Source organism: Devosia sp. Root105 (genome assembly GCF_001424865.1).
In the GTDB taxonomy this organism is placed as follows: domain Bacteria; phylum Pseudomonadota; class Alphaproteobacteria; order Rhizobiales; family Devosiaceae; genus Devosia_A.
In genome coordinates, this window is the sequence record NZ_LMCR01000019.1 from 272,930 (window position 1) to 292,103 (window position 19,174).

20 protein-coding genes are annotated in these 19,174 nt (G+C 64.8%); 9 read left to right on the plus strand and 11 right to left on the minus strand.

Annotation, left to right across the window (positions count from 1 at the left end; genetic code table 11):
• Nucleotides 1-28: 28 nt before the first annotated feature.
• The 4 genes from ASC68_RS23790 to ASC68_RS23805 all read left to right on the plus strand — a co-directional run bounded on the left by ASC68_RS23790 (nt 29) and on the right by ASC68_RS23805 (nt 3,327).
• Entirely contained in the window at nt 29-853 is an 825-nt protein-coding gene (locus ASC68_RS23790) for a S49 family peptidase (RefSeq protein WP_055885110.1), read from the plus strand.
• Nucleotides 854-856: 3 nt separating this feature from the next.
• Nucleotides 857-1,075 carry a hypothetical protein gene (locus ASC68_RS23795; protein WP_055885114.1) on the plus strand — a complete coding sequence of 73 codons (219 nt, stop codon included), beginning with the start codon at nt 857-859 and terminating at the stop codon, nt 1,073-1,075.
• 61 nt (nt 1,076-1,136) lie between these two features.
• Entirely contained in the window at nt 1,137-2,330 is a 1,194-nt protein-coding gene (locus ASC68_RS23800) for a low temperature requirement protein A (RefSeq protein ID WP_055885115.1), read from the plus strand.
• Between the two features lie 70 nt (nt 2,331-2,400).
• The gene (locus tag ASC68_RS23805; RefSeq protein WP_055885117.1) at nt 2,401-3,327 is read left to right on the plus strand and encodes a glycine--tRNA ligase subunit alpha; all 927 of its coding nucleotides are present in this window, start codon (nt 2,401-2,403) and stop codon (nt 3,325-3,327) included.
• A 237-nt stretch (nt 3,328-3,564) separates the two neighbouring features.
• On the opposite strand, the gene ASC68_RS23810 is transcribed toward ASC68_RS23805, so the two are convergent.
• The 5 genes from ASC68_RS23810 to ispH all read right to left on the minus strand — a co-directional run bounded on the left by ASC68_RS23810 (nt 3,565) and on the right by ispH (nt 6,882).
• On the minus strand, nt 3,565-4,341 hold the full coding sequence (locus ASC68_RS23810) for a hypothetical protein (protein ID WP_055885120.1): 777 nt from the start codon (nt 4,339-4,341) through the stop codon (nt 3,565-3,567).
• Nucleotides 4,342-4,452: 111 nt separating this feature from the next.
• On the minus strand, nt 4,453-4,779 hold the full coding sequence (locus tag ASC68_RS23815) for a hypothetical protein (protein WP_156387439.1): 327 nt from the start codon (nt 4,777-4,779) through the stop codon (nt 4,453-4,455).
• Between the two features lie 149 nt (nt 4,780-4,928).
• A complete protein-coding gene (gene rnhA / locus ASC68_RS23820; protein WP_055885123.1) occupies nt 4,929-5,402 on the minus strand; it encodes a ribonuclease HI in 474 nt (157 codons plus the stop codon).
• On the minus strand, nt 5,399-5,923 hold the full coding sequence (locus ASC68_RS23825; protein WP_055885126.1) for a GNAT family N-acetyltransferase: 525 nt from the start codon (nt 5,921-5,923) through the stop codon (nt 5,399-5,401). Before ASC68_RS23825 ends, rnhA begins: the two co-directional genes overlap by 4 nt.
• Nucleotides 5,920-6,882 (minus strand): 4-hydroxy-3-methylbut-2-enyl diphosphate reductase, encoded by a 963-nt coding sequence (gene ispH, locus ASC68_RS23830; protein ID WP_055885131.1) that lies wholly within the window; start codon nt 6,880-6,882, stop codon nt 5,920-5,922. The genes ASC68_RS23825 and ispH overlap by 4 nt, the downstream gene beginning before the upstream one ends.
• Before the next feature lie 170 nt (nt 6,883-7,052).
• On the opposite strand from ispH, the gene ASC68_RS23835 reads away from it, so the two are divergent.
• Together ASC68_RS23835 and ASC68_RS23840 are read left to right on the plus strand one after the other, a co-directional pair.
• Nucleotides 7,053-9,293 (plus strand): putative PEP-binding protein, encoded by a 2,241-nt coding sequence (locus ASC68_RS23835; protein WP_055885133.1) that lies wholly within the window; start codon nt 7,053-7,055, stop codon nt 9,291-9,293.
• Nucleotides 9,294-9,555: 262 nt separating this feature from the next.
• Nucleotides 9,556-10,551, plus strand: coding sequence for a cell wall hydrolase (locus ASC68_RS23840; RefSeq protein WP_197421388.1), 996 nt, complete (start codon nt 9,556-9,558; stop codon nt 10,549-10,551).
• Nucleotides 10,552-10,763: 212 nt separating this feature from the next.
• Here the strand turns inward: ASC68_RS23840 and ASC68_RS23845 are convergent, their stop codons facing one another.
• The 6 genes from ASC68_RS23845 to ASC68_RS23870 form a co-directional block, all read right to left on the minus strand.
• Nucleotides 10,764-11,366 carry an NAD(P)H-dependent oxidoreductase gene (locus tag ASC68_RS23845; RefSeq protein ID WP_055885137.1) on the minus strand — a complete coding sequence of 201 codons (603 nt, stop codon included), beginning with the start codon at nt 11,364-11,366 and terminating at the stop codon, nt 10,764-10,766.
• Nucleotides 11,363-12,772, minus strand: coding sequence for an FAD-binding oxidoreductase (locus ASC68_RS23850; RefSeq protein ID WP_055885139.1), 1,410 nt, complete (start codon nt 12,770-12,772; stop codon nt 11,363-11,365). The genes ASC68_RS23845 and ASC68_RS23850 overlap by 4 nt, the downstream gene beginning before the upstream one ends.
• A 3-nt stretch (nt 12,773-12,775) precedes the next feature.
• Complete coding sequence (locus ASC68_RS23855) at nt 12,776-14,092, minus strand: cytosine deaminase (RefSeq protein WP_248310593.1); 1,317 nt, start codon at nt 14,090-14,092, stop codon at nt 12,776-12,778.
• Nucleotides 14,093-14,094: 2 nt separating this feature from the next.
• Nucleotides 14,095-14,880 (minus strand): ABC transporter permease, encoded by a 786-nt coding sequence (locus tag ASC68_RS28815; protein WP_055886172.1) that lies wholly within the window; start codon nt 14,878-14,880, stop codon nt 14,095-14,097.
• A gap of 77 nt (nt 14,881-14,957) precedes the next feature.
• Complete coding sequence (locus ASC68_RS23865; protein ID WP_082528476.1) at nt 14,958-15,722, minus strand: ABC transporter ATP-binding protein; 765 nt, start codon at nt 15,720-15,722, stop codon at nt 14,958-14,960.
• Nucleotides 15,723-15,860: 138 nt separating this feature from the next.
• Nucleotides 15,861-16,808 (minus strand): ABC transporter substrate-binding protein, encoded by a 948-nt coding sequence (locus ASC68_RS23870; protein ID WP_082528477.1) that lies wholly within the window; start codon nt 16,806-16,808, stop codon nt 15,861-15,863.
• Nucleotides 16,809-17,091: 283 nt separating this feature from the next.
• Here ASC68_RS23870 and ASC68_RS23875 point away from each other — a divergent pair, with 283 nt between their 5' ends.
• The 3 genes from ASC68_RS23875 (at nt 17,092) to ASC68_RS23885 (ending at nt 19,173) form a co-directional block, all read left to right on the plus strand.
• Nucleotides 17,092-17,481, plus strand: a complete 390-nt coding sequence (locus ASC68_RS23875) for a Rid family hydrolase (RefSeq protein ID WP_055885150.1) — start codon at nt 17,092-17,094, stop codon at nt 17,479-17,481.
• A 122-nt stretch (nt 17,482-17,603) separates the two neighbouring features.
• Nucleotides 17,604-18,413 carry a creatininase family protein gene (locus ASC68_RS23880; RefSeq protein ID WP_055885153.1) on the plus strand — a complete coding sequence of 270 codons (810 nt, stop codon included), beginning with the start codon at nt 17,604-17,606 and terminating at the stop codon, nt 18,411-18,413.
• A gap of 73 nt (nt 18,414-18,486) precedes the next feature.
• The gene (locus tag ASC68_RS23885; protein ID WP_082528433.1) at nt 18,487-19,173 is read left to right on the plus strand and encodes an ankyrin repeat domain-containing protein; all 687 of its coding nucleotides are present in this window, start codon (nt 18,487-18,489) and stop codon (nt 19,171-19,173) included.
• Nucleotide 19,174: the final 1 nt, after the last annotated feature.

The window sequence follows — 19,174 nt, forward strand, 5'->3', positions numbered from 1 at the left end:
ATGTGCCCGGTCAAAAGCGAGGCGTCACATGGGTTTGCGGTCCTGGATCAAGCGCAAGATGGGGCAGACCGGTCCGGTCGTCCCGGTGGTGCGCCTGCATGGCGTGATCGCTGCGGACCAGCGACCGGGTCGGCTGAACATCGAGACGGTGGCGCCGCTGCTGAAGCGCGCCTTCGCAGTGAAATCCGCCGCTGCGGTTGCCATCATCATCAACTCCCCGGGTGGCTCGGCCGTGCAGTCGCGGCTGATCTCCAAGCGCATCCGCGACCTCGCCGACGAGCACCACAAGCCGGTGCTGGTGTTCGTCGAGGACGCGGCGGCATCGGGCGGTTATTTCATCGCCACGGCCGGTGACGAGATCATCGCCGACCCCTCCTCAATCGTCGGCTCGATCGGGGTGATCTTCGCCGGCTTCGGTTTCGTCGAAACCCTGAAGAAGGTGGGCGTCGACCGCCGCGTACACACCGCCGGCCGCAACAAGTCGACGCTCGATCCGTTCCTGCCCGAGAAACCGGAGGACGTGGAGCGGATCAAGCAGATGGAAAGCGAGATCCACCAGGTCTTCATCGACTGGGTGAAGCAGCGCCGCGGCGAGCGCCTGAAGGCTTCGGACGATCAGCTGTTCACCGGTGAGTTCTGGAGCGGCGTGAAGGGGCTCGAGCTCGGCCTGGTCGATGGCCTCGGCGACCTGCACGAGGTGCTGCAGAGCCGCTTCGGCGACAAGGTCGAACTGTTGCCGATTGCGCCCAAGCGCGGACTGCTGACGCTGCCGCGAGTGGGTCTTGCGGCGCTGACCGGCGACATCGCCGCCAGCATCGAGGATCGCTCCGTCTGGGCCCGGCTGGGGCTCTAAGCGATGACCGGCACGTTGCTCCGCATCCTGATCTTTGGCGCGATCATCCTGTTGATCCTCTGGGGGGTCAGGAAGATCTGGCGGGATTGGACCGGCCAGTTCAAGCAGCTCGATAAGGAGCGCCACGCGCGCGACCTGCGCGAACGCCAGCAACCCGATGTCATCACTTTGAGGCGCGACAAGGACGGCAAGTTCCGGCCGCCCGAGGACGACGGCCGCTAGATTACCGACGACAAGCCCACTGCCGGCCGCTAGCCTTCTCGCGGATTTTGGAGTCGCGAGCATGGTCGGCACATTACTGCGCAGTCGGCGCTCGGAGCATCATGCGCAGGTGACCTCGGTCGAGCTGTTCTTCGACCTCGTCTTTGTCATCGCCGTCACCCAGATTTCCCACGCGCTGGTCGAGCACCTGACCTGGCTTGGTGCGCTCGAAGCCGCACTCCTGCTGCTAGCGATCTGGTGGGCGTGGATCGACACCGCCTGGATCACCAACTGGCTCGATCCTGAAAAGCCGTTGGTCCGGCTGATGCTGTTCGTGCTGATGGGCATTGGGCTGGTGATGTCGAGCTCGCTGCCCGAGGCGTTCGGCGATCGGGGCCTCGCCTTCGCCATCGCCTTCGCCGTATTCCAGCTCGGCCGCACCGCTTTCATGCTCTGGGCGGTGCGAGCCCGGCCGACGCTCTATCGCAACTTCATCCGCATCATCATCTGGTACGCCGCCTCCGCCGCGCTGTGGGTAGTCGGTGGACTCGCTGGCGGCGAAGCCCGGCTTATCTGCTGGCTGATCGCCGTGGCACTCGACAGCGTCTCGCCGGCGCTCGGTTTCTGGGTTCCAGGCCTCGGGCGCGCCGATACCCGGGATTGGGACGTCGATGGCGGCCACATGGCGGAGCGCAGCGGGCTGTTCGTGATGATCGCGCTCGGCGAGTCGGTCCTCGTCACCGGCGTTGGCTTCACCCAGCTCGCCTGGACGCCGGACGTCGTACTGGCCATGACAGTGTCGCTGCTGCAGTCGATTGCCATGTGGTGGATCTTCTTCGGCCAGCATGCGGAAGCCGCGAGTGCGGCTATCTCCAACTCGTCCGATCCCGGCCGCGTGGCGCGGCAGGCCTACACCTATGTGCCGATCCTCCTGGTTGCCGGTATCGTCGTCTCGGCCGTCGGCGACGAAATCGTGCTGGCGCACCCGATGGGGCACCTGGAGGCGGCGACCATCCTGGTGCTCATCGGCGGGCCGGCCTTGTTCCTTTTGGGCGCGGCATTGTTCAAACTCGCGGTGTTCGGGCACTGGTCGCTGCCGCGCTTCGGTGGCTTGCTGGCGGTCCTCGCGCTCTACCCGTTCGCCATCGGGCTGTCGCCGCTGCTGCTCTCCTCGCTGACCACTGGTATTGTCGTGCTGGTCGCGGTGTGGGAGGCGGTGGAGCTGGCGCGCCATCCCGAGCGCTATCCCGTGGCGACGCGACATCACCCCGAATGAACTGCGGAATTGACCCACTGCGCTGGCCCAACTAGGTTCCGCCCGCCATTCGCACCCCGGAATATAGCCGATGCCCGACGCTTTGCCCGCCCACATGGACCCCAGGAACTCGTTCCAGGGTCTGATCCTGACGCTGCAGCGCTTCTGGGCGGAGCAGGGTTGCGTGATCCTGCAGCCATACGACATGCAGATGGGCGCCGGCACGTTCCACACCGCGACGACACTCAGGGCGCTGGGGCCGAAGCCGTGGAAGGCCGCCTATGTGCAGCCCTCGCGCCGCCCCAAGGATGGACGCTACGGTGAAAACCCCAACCGGCTGCAGCACTACTATCAGTTCCAGGTGATCCTCAAGCCGTCGCCGGACAATATCCAGGAGCTCTATCTGCAGTCGCTGGCCGAGATCGGTCTCGATTCCAGCCTGCACGATATCCGCTTCGTCGAAGACGATTGGGAGAGCCCGACGCTGGGCGCCTGGGGCCTCGGCTGGGAATGCTGGTGCGACGGCATGGAAGTCAGCCAGTTCACCTATTTCCAGCAGGTCGCCGGCTTCGAGACCAAGCCCGTGCCGGGCGAGATCACCTACGGCCTCGAGCGCCTCGCCATGTATGTGCAGGGTGTCGAGAACGTCTACGACCTCAACTTCAATGGCCGCGAAGGCGAGGACAAGGTCACCTACGGCGATATCTTCCTGCAGAACGAGCAGGAGTTCTCGAAATACAATTTCGAGGCCGCCGATACCGAGATGCTGTTCCGGCACTTCAGGGATGCCGAGGAAGAGTGCCGTGCCATCCTGAAGAAGGGCGCCGACGGCAATCGCCAGACCATGGCGGTCCCCGCCTATGAGCAGGTCATCAAGGCTAGCCACAACTTCAACCTGCTGGACGCGCGCGGCGTGATCTCGGTGCAGGAGCGCCAGAGCTACATCCTGCGCATCCGCGAGCTGGCCAAGGAATGCGGCGCCGCCTGGCTGCAGACGGCAGGCGGCGGGGCGGAGTAGCGCCACGAACTGTCCGGTCCCGGCGCTTTGGTGATGTCTGATCAGCTGGGGGCACCGAGCTTTCCTCACCCCCAGTGTCACCCCGGTGAAGGCCGGGTGACACCGTGGTTGGGGGAAGGGCAGAGCCCACTCGGATAGCGGCCAGACGTGTCTGATCCGCTTTCAAGGTGAAAGTCTGCGATCTGCCTGCGCGAGGACAGGCGCTTTCCCAAGAATGCGTTAGGCCCGTCGTCTGGCTCAGGCCTGTGCTGTCGCCGCCGGGATCGCGCGGCCTTCGATATAATGGCCGTAAAGCGTGGTCAGGATGCTGACGCCGACGATCATTTTCACCCAGCCGGTGGCCAGTGTCCACAGTACGGCGAGGAAGCCGCCGATCGGGCCGGCCATGGCGAAGATGAAGGCCGGGATGTCGATGACCAGCGCCGCAACCGCCGAGAGCACCGCCAGGACGATGATCGGTACGTTGGCGCTGTTGGTCGCCTCCCAGGCCTGCCGCAGGGTGATCGGCTTGCCGATGGCGATCGAGGGCAGGATCGGCGCGAGCCGGTAGCCGATGATCAGCACCGCCGCGAGAGCGAGCAGGCCGGTGAGGATGACGCCGACCACGTTCAGCAGCGGGATCGCGATGATCCCCACCACAGCCGAGACGATGAACGACAGCACGAAGCCGATCAGGCCGATCAGCAGCGAATAGCCGCCATAGGACAGCAGCCGGCTGCTGTTGAACTCCGGAAACTGCCCGGCAGGCATCTCGTCGAGCAGCACGTAGCGGTGCCAGGCCACCGCCACCCAGACGAACGCCACGATGGCGAGGATGGCTGTGATGAGGCCCAGGAAACCGCCACTGCCCAGCGCCGCCATGGCCTGCTCGGGTTGCACCGGCGTCGGAAACAGCAGGGCAAAGACCAGCGCCGGGACGGCGTAGATCAGGTAGAGCAGCCCCGTGATCTTCAGGGCATTGCGCCAATCGCCCAGCACCAGGCGGACGGAATGTACAAACAGACTAACGCCCATGAAATGCCCCAATATCTCAATGTTGAATGCCGACCCGGGCGTGAGGCTAGCGCAACAGCAAGAGTCGCGGAAGCTGTGCCCACGAATAGCTGGGGACTGGCCGCAGCGGCGCTACTGGCAGCTCACTTCGAGTCCATCGGCGCCGGTGAAGCGGAACGTGGTCTTGCCGGTGTCGTCGGTGCCGAACACACCGATAAGCTGCATGTCCTTGAGTGGGCCGGAGAGCGGGTTCACGTCGGTCCCGGCGGAGGCAACCTGGCCGCTCGCGCTGTTGCCATCGACATTCTTGAACGAATAGTCGCCTGCCACGAACAGCGTGAGTTCCCCGAGGTTGGCGCCATTCTCGCTGACGCACTCATACACGCCCGGCGGTGGAAACTGCGCCAGGGCAGGGGTAGCAAGGAGCACAAGGGCGGCGGCAGCAAGGAGCGGGCGCATGGCCCGGATTATCGGCGCGGCGGGCGGCGGAGGCAAGGCCGCAGCCTCGGTCATCTCACGGGCGAACGGCACGACCGCGGAGTCATCCCCGGTGGGTGGGGCCAGAGTCGGACCCACCCACCGTTTCGGCACAGCTCGATGGCGAAAACTTAGACCGGCGGCATCAGGCCTTCGGGCTTGCGACGCTTACCCTTGAACGGCTCCATGCCCTCGTTGGCGAGCTGGTCGGCACGTTCGTTCATTTCGTCGCCGTTATGGCCTTTGACCCAGTGCCAGTTGATCTTGTGGCGCTGCGTAGCGGCGTCGAGGGCCTGCCACAGTTCAACATTCTTGACCGGCTTCTTGTCGGCGGTGCGCCAGCCGTTCTTCTTCCAGCCGTGGATCCACTTGGTCAGCCCGTCCTTGACGTAGTTGCTGTCGGTGTGGAGCTCGATCTCACACGGGCGTTTCAGCGCCGTCAGCGCCTCGATGGCAGCGGTCAGTTCCATCTGGTTGTTGGTGGTGAGCGGCGCGCCGCCCTTCAGCTCCTTGACCGTATCGCCGTATTGCAGCACGGCGCCCCAGCCCCCCGGGCCGGGATTGCCCGAGCACGCGCCGTCAGTGTGGATGATGACCGAGTTCATGCGGCCGGCCGGTCATAGCGATAGAACTCGACATCGGGGTGGTCGTAGCTGTCGCCGGTGTGGGTGTAGACGCCGCCGAGCTTGCGCAGCACCTTCAGCGAGGCCTCGTTGCGCGCGTCCGCCATGCCGAGGAAATGGTCGCGGTCGGTCTCGCGCCAGTACCAATCCTTGAGCCCGCTGGCCGCCTCGAGGACGTAGCCATTGCCCCAGAACTCCGGATAGAGCGAGTAGCCGATCTCCGGGACTTCCTCGGCCCCGTAGATGCCGAAGCCGCAACGCCCCACCAGCACCCCGTCAGCCTTCCGCGTCACCCGGAGCTTCCCCATCTTCTGCCGTTCGAACAGGGCGATCCAGTGGGCGAGCGCCTGGTCCATCTCCTCGGTCGTCCATGGCCGGCCATGTCCGGTGAGATAGCGCGCCACGGTCGGATCGCCATGCAGGCGGTAGAGATCGTCGATCTGGTCGGCGCGCCAGCCGGAGAGCACCAGCCGGTCGGTTTCGAGAAGCGTCAGGTCGGTCATGCTGCAGGCTGGGCTCGGAGTTCGCGGGGGAGGTTGAAGACGATGCGCTCGCGTTGTTCGCCACTGGCGCTGACCGCGATATCGAAGCGCTGCGCGAAGGCCTCGATCACTTCATCGACCAGGGTCTCGGGCGCCGAGGCGCCGGCGGTGATGCCGAGCGTCTTGATCCCCTCGAAGCGGCTCCAGTCGATCTGGTCGGCGCGCTCGACCAGCGAGGCATTGGCGCAGCCGACGCGCTGCGCCACTTCGACCAGCCGGACCGAGTTGGACGATTCGGGCGCACCCACCACGATCATCGCGTCGACATGCGGCGCCACCTGCTTCACGGCTTCCTGGCGGTTGGTGGTGGCGTAGCAGATATCTTCCTTGTGCGGCAGCGCGATCGCCGGGAAGCGGCGGCGCAGCACCTCGACGATCGCCGAGGTGTCATCGACGCTGAGCGTCGTCTGCGTCACATAGGCGAGCTTTTCCGGATCGCGCGGCACAAAGGCCTCGGCTTCCTCGACCGTCTGGATCAGCGTGATGGCGCCATCGACCAGCTGGCCCATGGTGCCGATCACTTCGACATGCCCCGCATGGCCGATCAGCACGATCTCGCGGCCCTCATTGTGATGGCGGTTGGCCTCGATGTGCACCTTCGACACCAGCGGGCACGTCGCATCGAGGAAGAACATATTGCGCGCCTTGGCGCCGGCTGGCACCGACTTCGGTACGCCATGCGCCGAAAACACCACCGGAGCGCCGGTATCGGGGATCTCGTCGAGCTCTTCGACGAACACCGCGCCCTTCTGCTTCAGCCCGTCGACCACGTATTTGTTGTGCACGATCGCATGTCGCACATAGACCGGCGCGCCATAGCGCTCCAGCGCCAGCTCGACGATCTGAATGGCGCGATCGACGCCGGCGCAGAATCCGCGCGGCGCACATAGCGTAATGTCCAAGTGCGGCCTTGTTTGCATAGGAGAGCAGATGCGTTCAATGACCGGGCAAGTCAAGCTGTGAGCGCCGCGACCAAAGCGTACGGCACGCGATCCCAGGCGGGGTCTGAAGTGTGCAGTTGCGGCGCAACGGCCTGAACGGCAATATGTTTCGCTAAAGTTGGTCGGAAGGTGTCCAGGTGACCCTCGCAATGGAAATGTTCGCAATCGCGCCCGCCACGGGCAAGGCGAACCTTTCCGCCATCCAGGATGGGTTGTTGGTCGGCAAGGCCTTGTGGCTGAGCCGCGCCGCCAATGCCGGGCTACCCGTCGCCCCAACCATTGTGATCAGCCGCGCCGCCTGGAATGCGCTCCAGGAAGAGCGCAAGGCGCATGATGACCGGCTGCGGGTCCACTGGGTGGCGACGCTGTTCCGGCTGGTTGGTCGCAACGGGCGGCCGCCGGCCCTGGTGGTGCGCACCTCGAGCGCCGCGCATAGCGCCGGGCTGATGCCGGCCCGGCCCGGGCTGAGCCCGCCTGCCAACGAGGCTGAGTCGGTCGATCCGGCTCGGCCGCTGGCGCGGGCGATCTCCGACGCGTTTGCCTCCTACGCCAGCTTCGATCCGCGGCCGGAGCGCCAGATCGTCATCATCCAGGCGATGGCAGATGGCGATGTCCGGCAGTTCCTGACCCGCGACGCCCAGACTGGCGCGCTGGGTCCGGCGCCGGTGAACGGCACGCCATTCGGCCCGCTGCCGGCTTCGGCCACCGCCTTCGTCGATCTGCTCGATGCGGCGGCCGGCCAGCATCTGAGCTGTCTCGTCTCCGTCGAGGGTGACACTATCCGTCTGCTCTCGGCCCGCGCCGCGCCGGCTTCGGCGGCTGCCGAACTGGAGGCCGCCGTCGATCGCGTGGCGCGCGGACGCTGGACGCAGCGCGAGGCGGTGACCCATATCGATCCGGCCCGCCTGCAGCAGATGCTGCACCCGCGGCTGCGCTCGCCGGAAAGCGCCACCGTGCTCGCCAATGGCCTCGGCGTCTCGCCGGGCGCGGCGAGCGGCGTCATCGTCTTCAACTCCGAGGATGCGGCGCGCATGAAGGCGCGCGGGCGCCACTGCATCCTTGTCGTCACCGAAACCGGCCCCACCGACATCGAGGGGATGAAGGCGGCAACCGGCATCCTGACGGCGCGTGGTGGCATGACCAGCCATGCCGGCGTCGTGGCTCGCATCACCGGCAAGCCCTGTGTCGCCGGGGTGCGGACGCTCAGCGTCAACCTCGCCGAGCTGACCTGCCGGATCGGCTCGCGGGAGTTCCGGCAGGGCGATCGCATCACCATCGATGGTACCGACGGCTCGGTCTATCTCGGTGCGCTGCCGCTGGCCCAGCCGCATATCGGCGGCGCCATGGGCAAGCTCCTCGGCTGGTCGGACGCCTCGCGCCGGATCAAGGTGAGGGCCAACGCCGAGACCGTCGAGGCGGTGAACACCGCGCTGAGTTTTGGGGCAGAGGGTATCGGCCTCGCGCGTTCCGAGCACATGTTCTTCTCGCGCGAGCGCCTCGTGGCGCTGCGCCGGCTGATCCTCTCGGAGGATGCCGACGATCGCGCCAAAGCGCTGACCGGGCTCGTCGACTTCCAGACCGAGGACTATTCGGCGATCTTCATGGCGATGCAGGGCCGGCCGGTGACGGTGCGGCTGTTCGATCCGCCGCTGCATGAGTTCCTGCCGCGCACCGACGAGGACATCGACGAGACGGCTCAGTCGCTCGGTCTCGAGGTCCGGGCGCTGAAGCTGCGGCTCGACCGCATCGCCGAGATCAATCCGATGCTCGGCCATCGCGGCGTGCGGCTCGCCATCACCTATCCCGAAATCCTCAAGATGCAGATCGAGGCGCTGTGCGCCGGGGTGCGGGCGGCATCCGCCCGGCAATCGGAACCGGTGACGCTCGAAGTGATGGTGCCGTTCGTCTCGACCGTCTCAGAGGTGGTGGAGGTCAAGCGCCAGACTTATGCCATCGTCGAGCAGGCCGGCCTGCCGCCGGCAGCGCGGGAACGCTTCGCTTTCGGCACCATGATCGAGCTGCCCCGCGCCGCGCTCAGGGCCGGGGACATCGCCGAGCATGTCGACTTCTTCTCGTTCGGCACCAACGACCTGACCCAGACCACCTATGGCATCAGCCGCGACGATGCCCCGGCCTTCCTCTCGGCCTACCAGCGCAAGGGGCTTTACGACCTCGATCCGTTCGTGACGCTGGACCAGAAGGGCGTCGGCGAAATGATCACCATCGCCATCGAGCGCGGCAAGCGGGCCAACCCGAACTTGAAGATCGGCATCTGCGGCGAGCATGCCGGCGACCCGGCCTCGCTGTGGTTTTTCTCAAGGCTCGACGTGGATTACGTCAGCTGCTCGCCCTATCGGGTGCCGGTAGCACGACTGACTTTGGCGCAGTGACGGGCGGCATTTAAGTCAACCTGGCTGCCCCATTTCGCCTGCATATGGCCCAGCCTAGGCCATCTCAGGCCCGTCCTGACGCCAAATTTCCCCTGTTTACGGTCGGCTAACCCTAAACCCGCATTATCGCGAAAGCCGGCATTTGCGTCACAGTTTATCTAGATTGCCGGCGCGTCGTTTGTTGCGTTCGCGTGGATAGTAAAGCGTTCTGATGGCCCAGTACCGGACCACCCCGACGCGTCGGGCTCGCAATGAGCTCGCCGTGCTCAAGACATGCGCAGGTTTCGCGCTCGCAGTTTTCGCCGTCGCCGGCTTGACCGGTGCTGCACACGCCCCCGATGGCGGGTCGCTTTCGGCATACGAAGCCAGCTTAACGCGGCCGACCCTCAGTCGATCCGGCACCGATGTGATCATCACCGGTTCGATCGACAACATTTTCCTGTCGCAAAGCTTCGTCGGCGCCAACCGCGCCATCAAGCAGGATCGCGCCCGCCCCACCGTGGAGCTGGCCGAACTAACCGCCAGCTTTGCCGATATCCGCGCCAAAATCGCCGCCGCCCGCAACCCCAAGGGGGTTACGCCGGAGACAGTTGAGACAGCGAAGGCGGACCTCTCGGATCTGACCAAGAGCGACACCAAGCTGCCCAAGGATATGCCGGTCGCCGTCGCCGCCCTGAACCCCGCCTGGACCTCGCCGGCGCTCGACGCCATCGAGGGGCTTGCCGCTACCGGCAGCGATGTGCCGATGCCGCACACCATGTCGCAGAAGCTCGCCTATGCGCGAGCCGACTTGCCGGCAACGGTGTTCGACGGTTCGGTGTTGAACAAGTCGGGCAAGAAGGTTTCCGACAAGGAAGTCTGGTGCATGGCCACGGCCATCTATTTCGAATCCCGCGGCGAGAGCTATCGCGGTCAGGTGGCCGTGGGGCAGGTGGTGATGAACCGCGTCGCCCATAAACTCTACCCCGACACCATCTGCGGCGTGGTGTTCCAGAACCAGAGTAAGCGCAACGCCTGCCAGTTCTCCTTCGCCTGCGACGGCATCCCGGAAAAGATCAACGACGACAAGTCGTGGAAGCAGGCCATGGCGATCGCCAAGGACGTGATCTCGGGCAAGGAATACCTGACCGAAGTCGGCTACTCGACCCACTACCACGCCACCTACGTCTACCCGCACTGGGCGCCGCGCATGAAGAAGAACGTGAAGATCGGCATGCACGTCTTCTACCAGTTCAAGCGTGGCTGGAAGTTTGGCTGATAAGTAGCTGTAGCAGGTAAGGTCCTTCGGTTTTGGACCACCTGGAAAGCCCCCCAAACTCGATGTCATCCCAGCGAAAGCTCGGACCCAAGCATCCGCTTGCGCTGTGGCGAGTTGGGTCCCAGCTTTCGCTGGGATGAAACCCGGTGGATGGGGTGACATCGGGGCCAGGCAGGCTGGCTACCCAACCATGCGGCTGGGTGCGGCGTCCCTCAGAACGTCGCCATCTTCCGCTTCACCTTGTCGATGAACCCCTTCAACCCAACCTCGGTCTGGTTGTTCATGTCATAGAGCGCCAGGTAGGTCGGCGGCATCAGGGTGCCGAAGGTGGCCCAAGCCCAGCGCCTGGCGAGGCGGCGCGGCGGGTCGCCCATGATCATGGTGCGCAAGCGATCGCCGCCATAGGTGGTGACGTAGGCAACCTTCCTGATGTTCTTCATCCCCGGGATCAGCTTGCCCTTGTCCGGCGCGTCGCCGCCTTCGAGGACGAAGGCGACGCCCGGCAGGAAGATCCGGTCGAAAAAGCCCTTGAGGATCGCCGGATAGCCGTAGTTCCACACCGGATGGACGAAGACGATTTTCTCGCAGGCGCGCAGGCGATCGACATAGGGCTTGATGATCGGCGTGAGGTTCCCCGGCACGTCGTGATACTCGAGCCGTTCGGCGCGGCTCATCGCGGCCTGGAAATCCTCTTCGTAGAGGTTGAGCGCATCGACCTCGTCGCCCTTGGCCCGCAACGCTTCGCACACCGCGTGGAACAGCGCGCGGTTGTAGCTGGTTTCGACCGGGTGAGCGTGGACGACGAGGACCTTCATTCGGCCGCGCCGCCGAGCGTGTAGAGGCCGGTGAACAGCCAGGTGCGGCCGGATTCGAAATCGAAATCCGGATCGTCCCAGGCGATCATCTTGCCGGGGTTGAGGATGCCTTTGGGGTCGGCTTCCTTCTTGAACTGCAGCTGCGCCCGGTCGGTTCGCTTCATGCCGCCTTCCTCGAGGGTGTAGCGGTGCGGGTTGAAGACGAGGCAGCCATTCTCCTCGTGCAGCCGGATGATCTCCTCGAGCCGCTCTTCCGAAGTGTAGCGGACGATCGGCAGGCCGGAGAACACGACACGGCCGTCGAAGCGAGTCATCTCGATATGCATCGGCAGCTCGTCGCCGAAAGTGTCCACCGCCCACTTCACATGTGCGAGGTCGGGGTACTGGGTCTGGAGGTAGGTGATGGTCGGATCGATCTTCAGCCCGCGCAGCGTGGTGTGGTTCCAGGCGAGCTCGTAGATCGGCGGCAGCTTGGCTTTTTCCTCGGGCGTCAGCGTATCGGCGCGATAGAGCAGGTCGCCCTCATGGAAGGCGACGAAATCGACCAGCGCCGGCACTGCCGCCGGGGCTGCCATCAGCAGCACCACGGACTGCTCGCGGTTGCGGATATAGGGGCGGTGCCGGTTGAAATAGTCGTGCGCCACCGGCGCTGCGACCGGTGAGATTTCCTTGCACAGCAGGCCATCCTGCAGCGCCACCTGCTCGGCGAAGGCGCAGGCATCGATGATCGAATCGAAGCCGACCATCATGTCGACCCAGTCGTAATGCGCAGTCAGCGGCATCTCGGCCTCGACGATGATGCCGTTAGTGCCGTAGGCGTGCGCCACCTTGAGAATGTCGGGACCGCGCAGGTCGAGGACGCGCGGCTCGGCCTCGCAGGTGACGACCTTCAGCCCCAGGATGTTGCCGAAATTGCGCAAGCCGCCCCAGCGGATCGAGCCGACGCCGCCCGAACCACCGGCGATGAAGCCGCCGAGCGAGGCCATGCGATAGGTCGAGGGGTGGAAGCGCAGCTCGCCGTTGACCGCGTGGATGGTTTGCTCGTCGAGCTGCTCAAGGATGACGCCCGCTTCGGCGCGCACCCGGTCCTGCTCGATCTTGATCACCTTGTTGAGGTTCATCAGGTTGAGCATGGCGCCACCCGAGAGCGGCATCGCCTGGCCGTAATTACCGGTGCCGGCGCCACGCGGGGTCACCGGCACGTCGTACTTGAAGGCCTCGCGCAGCACGGTGACCACTTCGTCGACTGACCGCGGCGAGACCACGATCTCGGCGGTGACCCCTTCGAGCTGCTGCTTCAGGCGCGGCGAGTACCAGTAATGGTCGCGGCTCTTCTGCTGCACGATGCGCGGGTTGTCTTCGACCGGAATGTCGCCGAGAGCGGCGCGAAATTGAGAGATGTCCATCAGTTACTCCATCAGGTCGTCGAGTTCGCGATAATCGGGAAGGCTCGGATCGATCGCCTTGCCGGCGCGCAGCACGATGCGGTCATGTTGTGGGCGGGCGTTGAGCTCGGTCCAGCTGCGCGCCCGGAACAACACCAGGTCAGCCGGCGCGCCGACTTCGATCACCGCCTTGTAGGTAAAGCCGGCATGCGCCGCCGGGGCCGAACCGACGGCGCGCACCCAGTCCCAGGCCTGGTCCTGCGGGTGGTCGAACTGCAGGATCCGCGCGCCCTCGCGCAGCACCTCGACGCCGTCGAGGTCGCCATAGGCATAGAACGGGTCGCGGGTATTGTCCGACGCGATGGCGACGACCGCGCCGGCCGCCTTGAATTCATTGAGCAGCGTGGCGCCGCGGCGGATCGGGGTGCGCACGGTACCGTTTCCGTTGACCCGGTCCTGCAGGTAAATGTTGCACATCGGCAGCGAGACGATGGCGATGCCGGCTTCGACCGCCTTGTCGATGGTCAGCCGCTGGGTCCGCTCGTCCTGCACGGTGAGGACGCAGCAATGGCCGGCCATCACCTTGCCGGTAAAGCCGGTTTCCAGCACCGCCTCGGCGAGATGCAGCAAGGCATGCGCCGTCGGGTCGCCCGTTTCATCGGTATGGAGATCGAGATCGAGGCCAAGCTCGCCGGCCTTCTCGACCACCCGCAGCATGGCTTCCTTGGAGCGCGCATATTCAGCGACCGAGCCGCCGAGGATGCCGCCCGAGGCTTTGACCTGCCGCGCCACCGCATCGAGCTCGCCCGGGTTGACCAGCGTGTCCGGCCCGACAATGGAGACGGCCTGCAACTCGATACGGCCAGCCCAGCGCCTGCGCATCTCTTCGAACAGCGCCCAGCTGATCTCGTGCTGCGGCGGGGCGCTGTCGAGATGCGTGCGGATCGCCGCGGTGCCGTGTGCATAGGCGCAGCGCAGTGCGAAATCGAAGCGGCGCTCGACATCGGCGGCGGCCCAGTTGCGCTCGCGATCGGCGCCGACGGCCAGCAGCGCGCCAAGCCAGGTCCCGTCGGGGTTCGGTTTGCGCGGCCAGATGTGGCCTTTGTCGAGATGGGTGTGGATGTCGACAAAGGCCGGCAGGATCAGCCCAGCATCGAGATCGTGGCTTGGGCCGGCGACCGGCGCCGAGCCGGCCGGACGAATGGCGGCAATGCGGCCATCGACGATTTCGATGTCGACGCTCTCGACCTCGCCACTGCCGACCTTGCCGCGTGCCGCGCTCGGAACCCGGGCGTTGCGGAGCGTGACAGTACCGGTCGATAGGGCAGGGGTGCCGTGCAAGCTCAATTCTCCCGCTTCAACGCGCTCTCGTGCCAGCGGTGGAGCAGCAGCCAGGAGATCAGGCTGGTGAGGGCGAAGATGGCGACGCCGGTGATCATCAACAGCACCAGCGCGGCGTAGAGGCGCGGATAGTTGAGGCGGTAGCCCGATTCCAGCAGGCGAAAGGCGAGGCCCGAACCGCGACCGGCAGACCCCACTGCGAACTCGGCGACCACGGCGGCAATCAATGACAGGCCGCCGCCGATGCGCAGGGCCGCCGCGAAGTAGGGCAGGGACGAGGGGAGCTTGAGGTAGATAAGCGTCTGCCAGCGGCTGGCGCCGTTGAGCTCGAACAGGTTGAGCAGGTTGTGATCGACGCTCTTCAGCCCCGCCACCATGTTGGAGAGGATCGGGAAGAACGCGACGATGAACGCGCAGGTCAAAAGAACCGTCTGCGGGTCCTTGATGTAGATGATCAGCAGCGGCGCGATGGCGATCATCGGCGTCACCTGCAGGATCACCGCGAACGGGAAGATCGCCAGTTCGATCCATTTGGACTGGACAAGGATGATCGCGAGCCCAACCCCGCCGATGAGCGCCAGAGCGAGCGCCAGCAGCGTAACTCTCAGCGTGACCAGCAGCGACGGATAGAGCGTCGGCCAGTCGGTAAAGAGCGTGGTCACGACGGTGAGCGGCGCCGGCATGATGTAATGCGGCACGTTGTTGACGGTGATGTGGAGCTGCCAGAGCCCGATCGCCAGCGCCACCATGGCAACTGGGATGACGACGCGCAGGATGCGCTCGGTCATGCTGGTCTTGCTGGCAACGATGGCGACGGCGCTGTCGGTGCCGGCTTCAGAGGATTTGATGGCGGTTGCAGCGTCGCTCATTTGCCGGCCGCTCCGATCTCGATGGCTTCCTGCAGGGCGCGCGACACCGTGTCGGTGGTGGCGCGATACTCCTCTGAGGTGCGGTAGTGGGAGTCGCGCGTCAGCGAGGTCTTGATCGGCAGGTCGGAATAGACCTGACCGGGGCGGGCGCGCATGACGACGATGCGGTTGGAGAGGAATGCGCTCTCGAACACCGAGTGGGTGACGAAGATCACCGTGATGCCGCTGTCGCGCCAGAGGCGCAGCACATCGTCATTGAGCTTCTGCCGGGTGATTTCATCGAGCGCCGCGAAGGGCTCGTCCATCAAGAGGAGCTTGGGTTTGGTGACCAGAGCACGAGCGATCGAGACGCGCATCTTCATGCCGCCGGACAGTTCGCGCGGATAGGCTTTGTGGAAATCGGCGAGGCCGACCGAAGTCAGCACTTCCATGATGCGCGGGCGCGCCTCTGATTTCGATACGCCGTTGAGGCGCAGCGGCAGGTAGACGTTGCTGAACACCGTAGCCCACGGCATCAGCGTCGGTTCCTGGAACACAAAGCCGATATCGCCCTTGGGCTTTCCGCGGCTGTCGAGCTGGCTTGATGGCCAGTCGATGCTGCCGGTGGAGGGCTCGCCGAGGCCGGCGATGATGCGGAGCGCCGTCGATTTGCCGCAGCCCGAGGGGCCCAGCAGCGACAGGAACTCGCCGCGCTGCACATTCAGCGTCATGTCCTTGAGGGCAAGAGTGCCATTCGAGAACAGTTTCGAGACATTGCGCATCGAGACCAGGACGCGGCCCGGAGCGGTGTCGGTGGCCGGCGCAGCGGCGAGAGTGGTATCAGTCAATGAAAGCACGCCCAGGTTAGGGTCGGAACGGCGCCGGCGGAATCGCCGACGCCGATGGCTCGAATAGCCGTGTTATTTCACGAGGTCTACGCCGAGGCCCTGGCAAACCAGCTCGGTCGTGAAAGCTTGTGTATAGTCGATGCCGGCTTCGTAGAGGCCAACCTTCACGCCCTCGTCGTAGTAGGCCTTCCAGCGGGCGTCGGTCATGCAGCCGATGCCCTTGGTCTCAGCGTCGCCCGAGATCAGGATGCCGTATTCCTTCATCTTGGCGATGGAATAGGCGATCTGCTCGTCGGTCATCTCAGGATTGTCGGCCTTGATCAGGGCGTTGCCGGCAGCGTTGTCACCGTAGAGGTAATTGTACCAGCCGATGATCGAGGCCTCGACGAAGCGCTTGGCGACGTCCTTGTTGGCGTCGAACCAGGGCTTCATGGTCTCGATGGTGGTCGAATAGGGAGCGTAGCCCTGGTCGGCCAGCAGCCACACATCCGGCGCGAAACCGGCTTCCTTCTCGATCGAGTATGGCTCTGAGGTCAGGTAGCCCTGCTGGATGGCGCCTTCGTCGGCGAGGAACGAGGCCGGGTTGAACTGGTACGGCTCATACTTTTCCTCGACGAACTCCGGCCAGGTCGCCTTCATCCACAGGAAGTAGGACGACAGCGCATCGGCGGCGAGGATGTACTTGCTGGCGCCGGCCAGCTCCGGGAACGTCTTGTACTTGCCCGGGTGCGAAATCAGGATCTGCGGATCCTTCTGGAAGATCGCGGCCAGCGTGACCGTCGGGATGCCTTCCTTGACGCTGTTGATCGCGGTGGTGGTGCCGCCCATGTAGAACTGGATCTGCCCGGCCACCAGCTGCGGGCGCATCGGCGCCTGCGGGCCGCCCTGCGCGATGGTGACATCGAGGCCGTATTTGGCATAGGTGCCATCAGCCACGGCCTGGTAGTAGCCGCCGTGCTCCGCCTGGGCTAGCCAGTTGGTGCCGAAGGTTACCTTGTCCTGCGCCATGGCGCCGCCCATGCCCAATGCTAGCGTTACCACGCCAGCGGAAATGAGCTTGGTGAAGTCGATCATCGTTAGTCTCCCTGTTAAGGTATCCGCCGGGGCTTGTCCCCCGCCCGGCCGTTAGGCAAACTTCCGTGCCCGAGGGCACACAGAGCATTCATTCCGCGCCGGATTGCAAAAGAAAAGCCCAAAATTGCGCCATTCAGCGAAGTGCCGCTGGAATAGGCAATACGGTTCAGAATGGGGCTTACATTCGCTGTCGTTTGACGCTTAGCTGAGCATACACATCGGGGGTCCTGTGCATAAGCCGCTTTCGCCTTCATCGATTCACCCCGCGTTCTCGCAATACAGCCTCGGCATCGAGGTCAGTTCGCGCTCGCGCTACGTGTTCTGTTCCGGCCAGATCGGCATCACGGCCGACGGAACGATTCCCCCCGATTGCGCCGGGCAGACCCGCGTCTGCTTCGACAATATCGCCGCCGTGCTGGCCGAGGCCGGCATGGGCTTCGGCGACGTGGTGAAGCTCAATGCCTTCGTCACCGGCCGCGAGCATCTCGCCGAATACATGAAGGTGCGCAACGAGCTGTTCCCCGAGCCGTTCCCGGCCTCGACGCTGATGATCGTCAGTGGCTTCGCCCGGCCCGAGTTCGTCGTCGAGATCGAGGCGATTGCCGCGATTCCCAGCTGACCCTAGAGCATCTTCGTCGTTTCTCTGAAACGGCTAAGATGCTCCAAGGTTTTGATTTGTCGCACTTTTCGAACCGGAAAAGTCTGCAACTTTTCCTGAAAGTGCTCTGCGAAAGACTTGAGATGACCTACCGCAAGATCTGGTGGAATGACTTTTCCGCCTTCGAATTCCATGGCATCGACCCCAACAAGACGATCGCAGTGTTCCCCACTGCCGCAGTCGAACAGCATGGGCCGCATCTGCCGGTTGGCACCGACACCATCATCAACCAGGGGCACCTCGATCTCCTGGTCGAGCGCGCACCCCATGATCTCGACATCCGTATCCTGCCGGTGCAGGCGATCGGCAAATCCAACGAGCACATCTGGCAGACCGGGACGCTGAGCCACACCGCGACCAACCTGATCGATGCCTGGACGCAGATCGGGCTCGAAATCGCCCGCGCTGGCGTCAAGAAGGTGGTGTTCGTCAACTCGCATGGCGGCAATGTCTCGATCCTCGACATCGTGGCGCGCGAACTCCGGGTGCGCGCCGGCATGCTGGCGGTGAAAACCGGCTGGAGCCAGTACTGGCCCAAGGACATCTATTCCGACATCGAGAACCGCCACGGCATCCACGGCGGCGACAGCGAAACCTCGGTGGTGATGCATTTACGGCCCGAGCTGGTGAACCGCGACAAGCTGCAGGATTACCCCTCGGTCGCGGCGCGCGACGAGCAGGCCTACAAATACATGCGGCCGATCGGGCCGACGAGCTACGCCTGGATCGCCAGCGACATCAACCCGCTCGGCACCGCCGGCGACGCGCATCTCGCCACCGCCGACAAGGGCCGCATCACCGTGGAAACCGCGGTCGGCAGCTTCATCGAGCTGCTGCGCGAGGTGGAACGCTACCCGCTGCCGGGGACGCGGGACCAGGGGACGAAACCTTAACCAAAGCCCGCTGCGCGGCGAGCGCGCTAGAAGATACCGTGCTTCATTCGCCCCTGGAGTCCGGGAGGCGCGTATGCTGCAGCGGTGGGTTTGTGGGTTGCTGACTCTGTGGTGCCTGGTGCTGCCCGCCATTGGCGAGGAGCCCGCCAGGCCGGATTCCCTGATTGCCGCGGTCGCCCTCGGCGATGCTGAAGCCGTTGCGAAGCATCTGGCCGACCCCGAGACAGTCCGCACCGAACTCGATCCGGAGTGTCCGCCGCAAACCAGATGCAAGCCCGTCATCCTGGCGTCCGAGCAGGGCGATCCGACCATACTGAGGTTGCTCCTCGAGGCTGGGGCGGATCCCAACGGGACCAACTCGGTTGGCGACAACGCCCTCATCTTGGCGATCATCAAAGGCAATAGCCAATCGGTGGATGTGCTGCTGCAGTTCGGGGGCGACCCGAACCAGCCGAACATGTTCGGCATCTCCGCGCTGAGCGGGGTGATCATGCAGGGCGACACCGCGATGCTGAAGACGCTGCTCGACGGCGGTGGCGATCCGCACATGATGGTCGACGGAAGCGGCGGCGGCAAGCAATCGGGCATGGGCGTGCCGCTATTGTGTGTCGCGGCGCTCTCGGGACAGGCCGAGGCGGTGCGCCTGCTTATCGCGCATGGCGCCGACCGTCGCATGGTCAATGTGATGGGGAGGCCCGCCAAGGATTGTGCCGGCCGCAGGTGGTCGCCCGAGATTGCCGAGCTGCTGGCCGCATCCTAAC

Coding starts and splice junctions, on each gene's coding strand:
- ASC68_RS23790 (WP_055885110.1), top strand. CDS start 29: ATGGGTTTGCGGTCCTGGATCAAGCGCAAGATGGGGCAGACCGGTCCG.
- ASC68_RS23795 (WP_055885114.1), top strand. CDS start 857: ATGACCGGCACGTTGCTCCGCATCCTGATCTTTGGCGCGATCATCCTG.
- ASC68_RS23800 (WP_055885115.1), top strand. CDS start 1,137: ATGGTCGGCACATTACTGCGCAGTCGGCGCTCGGAGCATCATGCGCAG.
- ASC68_RS23805 (WP_055885117.1), top strand. CDS start 2,401: ATGCCCGACGCTTTGCCCGCCCACATGGACCCCAGGAACTCGTTCCAG.
- ASC68_RS23810 (WP_055885120.1), bottom strand. CDS start 4,341: ATGGGCGTTAGTCTGTTTGTACATTCCGTCCGCCTGGTGCTGGGCGAT.
- ASC68_RS23815 (WP_156387439.1), bottom strand. CDS start 4,779: ATGCGCCCGCTCCTTGCTGCCGCCGCCCTTGTGCTCCTTGCTACCCCT.
- rnhA (WP_055885123.1), bottom strand. CDS start 5,402: ATGAACTCGGTCATCATCCACACTGACGGCGCGTGCTCGGGCAATCCC.
- ASC68_RS23825 (WP_055885126.1), bottom strand. CDS start 5,923: ATGACCGACCTGACGCTTCTCGAAACCGACCGGCTGGTGCTCTCCGGC.
- ispH (WP_055885131.1), bottom strand. CDS start 6,882: ATGCAAACAAGGCCGCACTTGGACATTACGCTATGTGCGCCGCGCGGA.
- ASC68_RS23835 (WP_055885133.1), top strand. CDS start 7,053: ATGGAAATGTTCGCAATCGCGCCCGCCACGGGCAAGGCGAACCTTTCC.
- ASC68_RS23845 (WP_055885137.1), bottom strand. CDS start 11,366: ATGAAGGTCCTCGTCGTCCACGCTCACCCGGTCGAAACCAGCTACAAC.
- ASC68_RS23850 (WP_055885139.1), bottom strand. CDS start 12,772: ATGGACATCTCTCAATTTCGCGCCGCTCTCGGCGACATTCCGGTCGAA.
- ASC68_RS28815 (WP_055886172.1), bottom strand. CDS start 14,880: ATGACCGAGCGCATCCTGCGCGTCGTCATCCCAGTTGCCATGGTGGCG.
- ASC68_RS23865 (WP_082528476.1), bottom strand. CDS start 15,722: ATGCGCAATGTCTCGAAACTGTTCTCGAATGGCACTCTTGCCCTCAAG.
- ASC68_RS23870 (WP_082528477.1), bottom strand. CDS start 16,808: ATGGGCGGCGCCATGGCGCAGGACAAGGTAACCTTCGGCACCAACTGG.
- ASC68_RS23880 (WP_055885153.1), top strand. CDS start 17,604: ATGACCTACCGCAAGATCTGGTGGAATGACTTTTCCGCCTTCGAATTC.
- ASC68_RS23885 (WP_082528433.1), top strand. CDS start 18,487: ATGCTGCAGCGGTGGGTTTGTGGGTTGCTGACTCTGTGGTGCCTGGTG.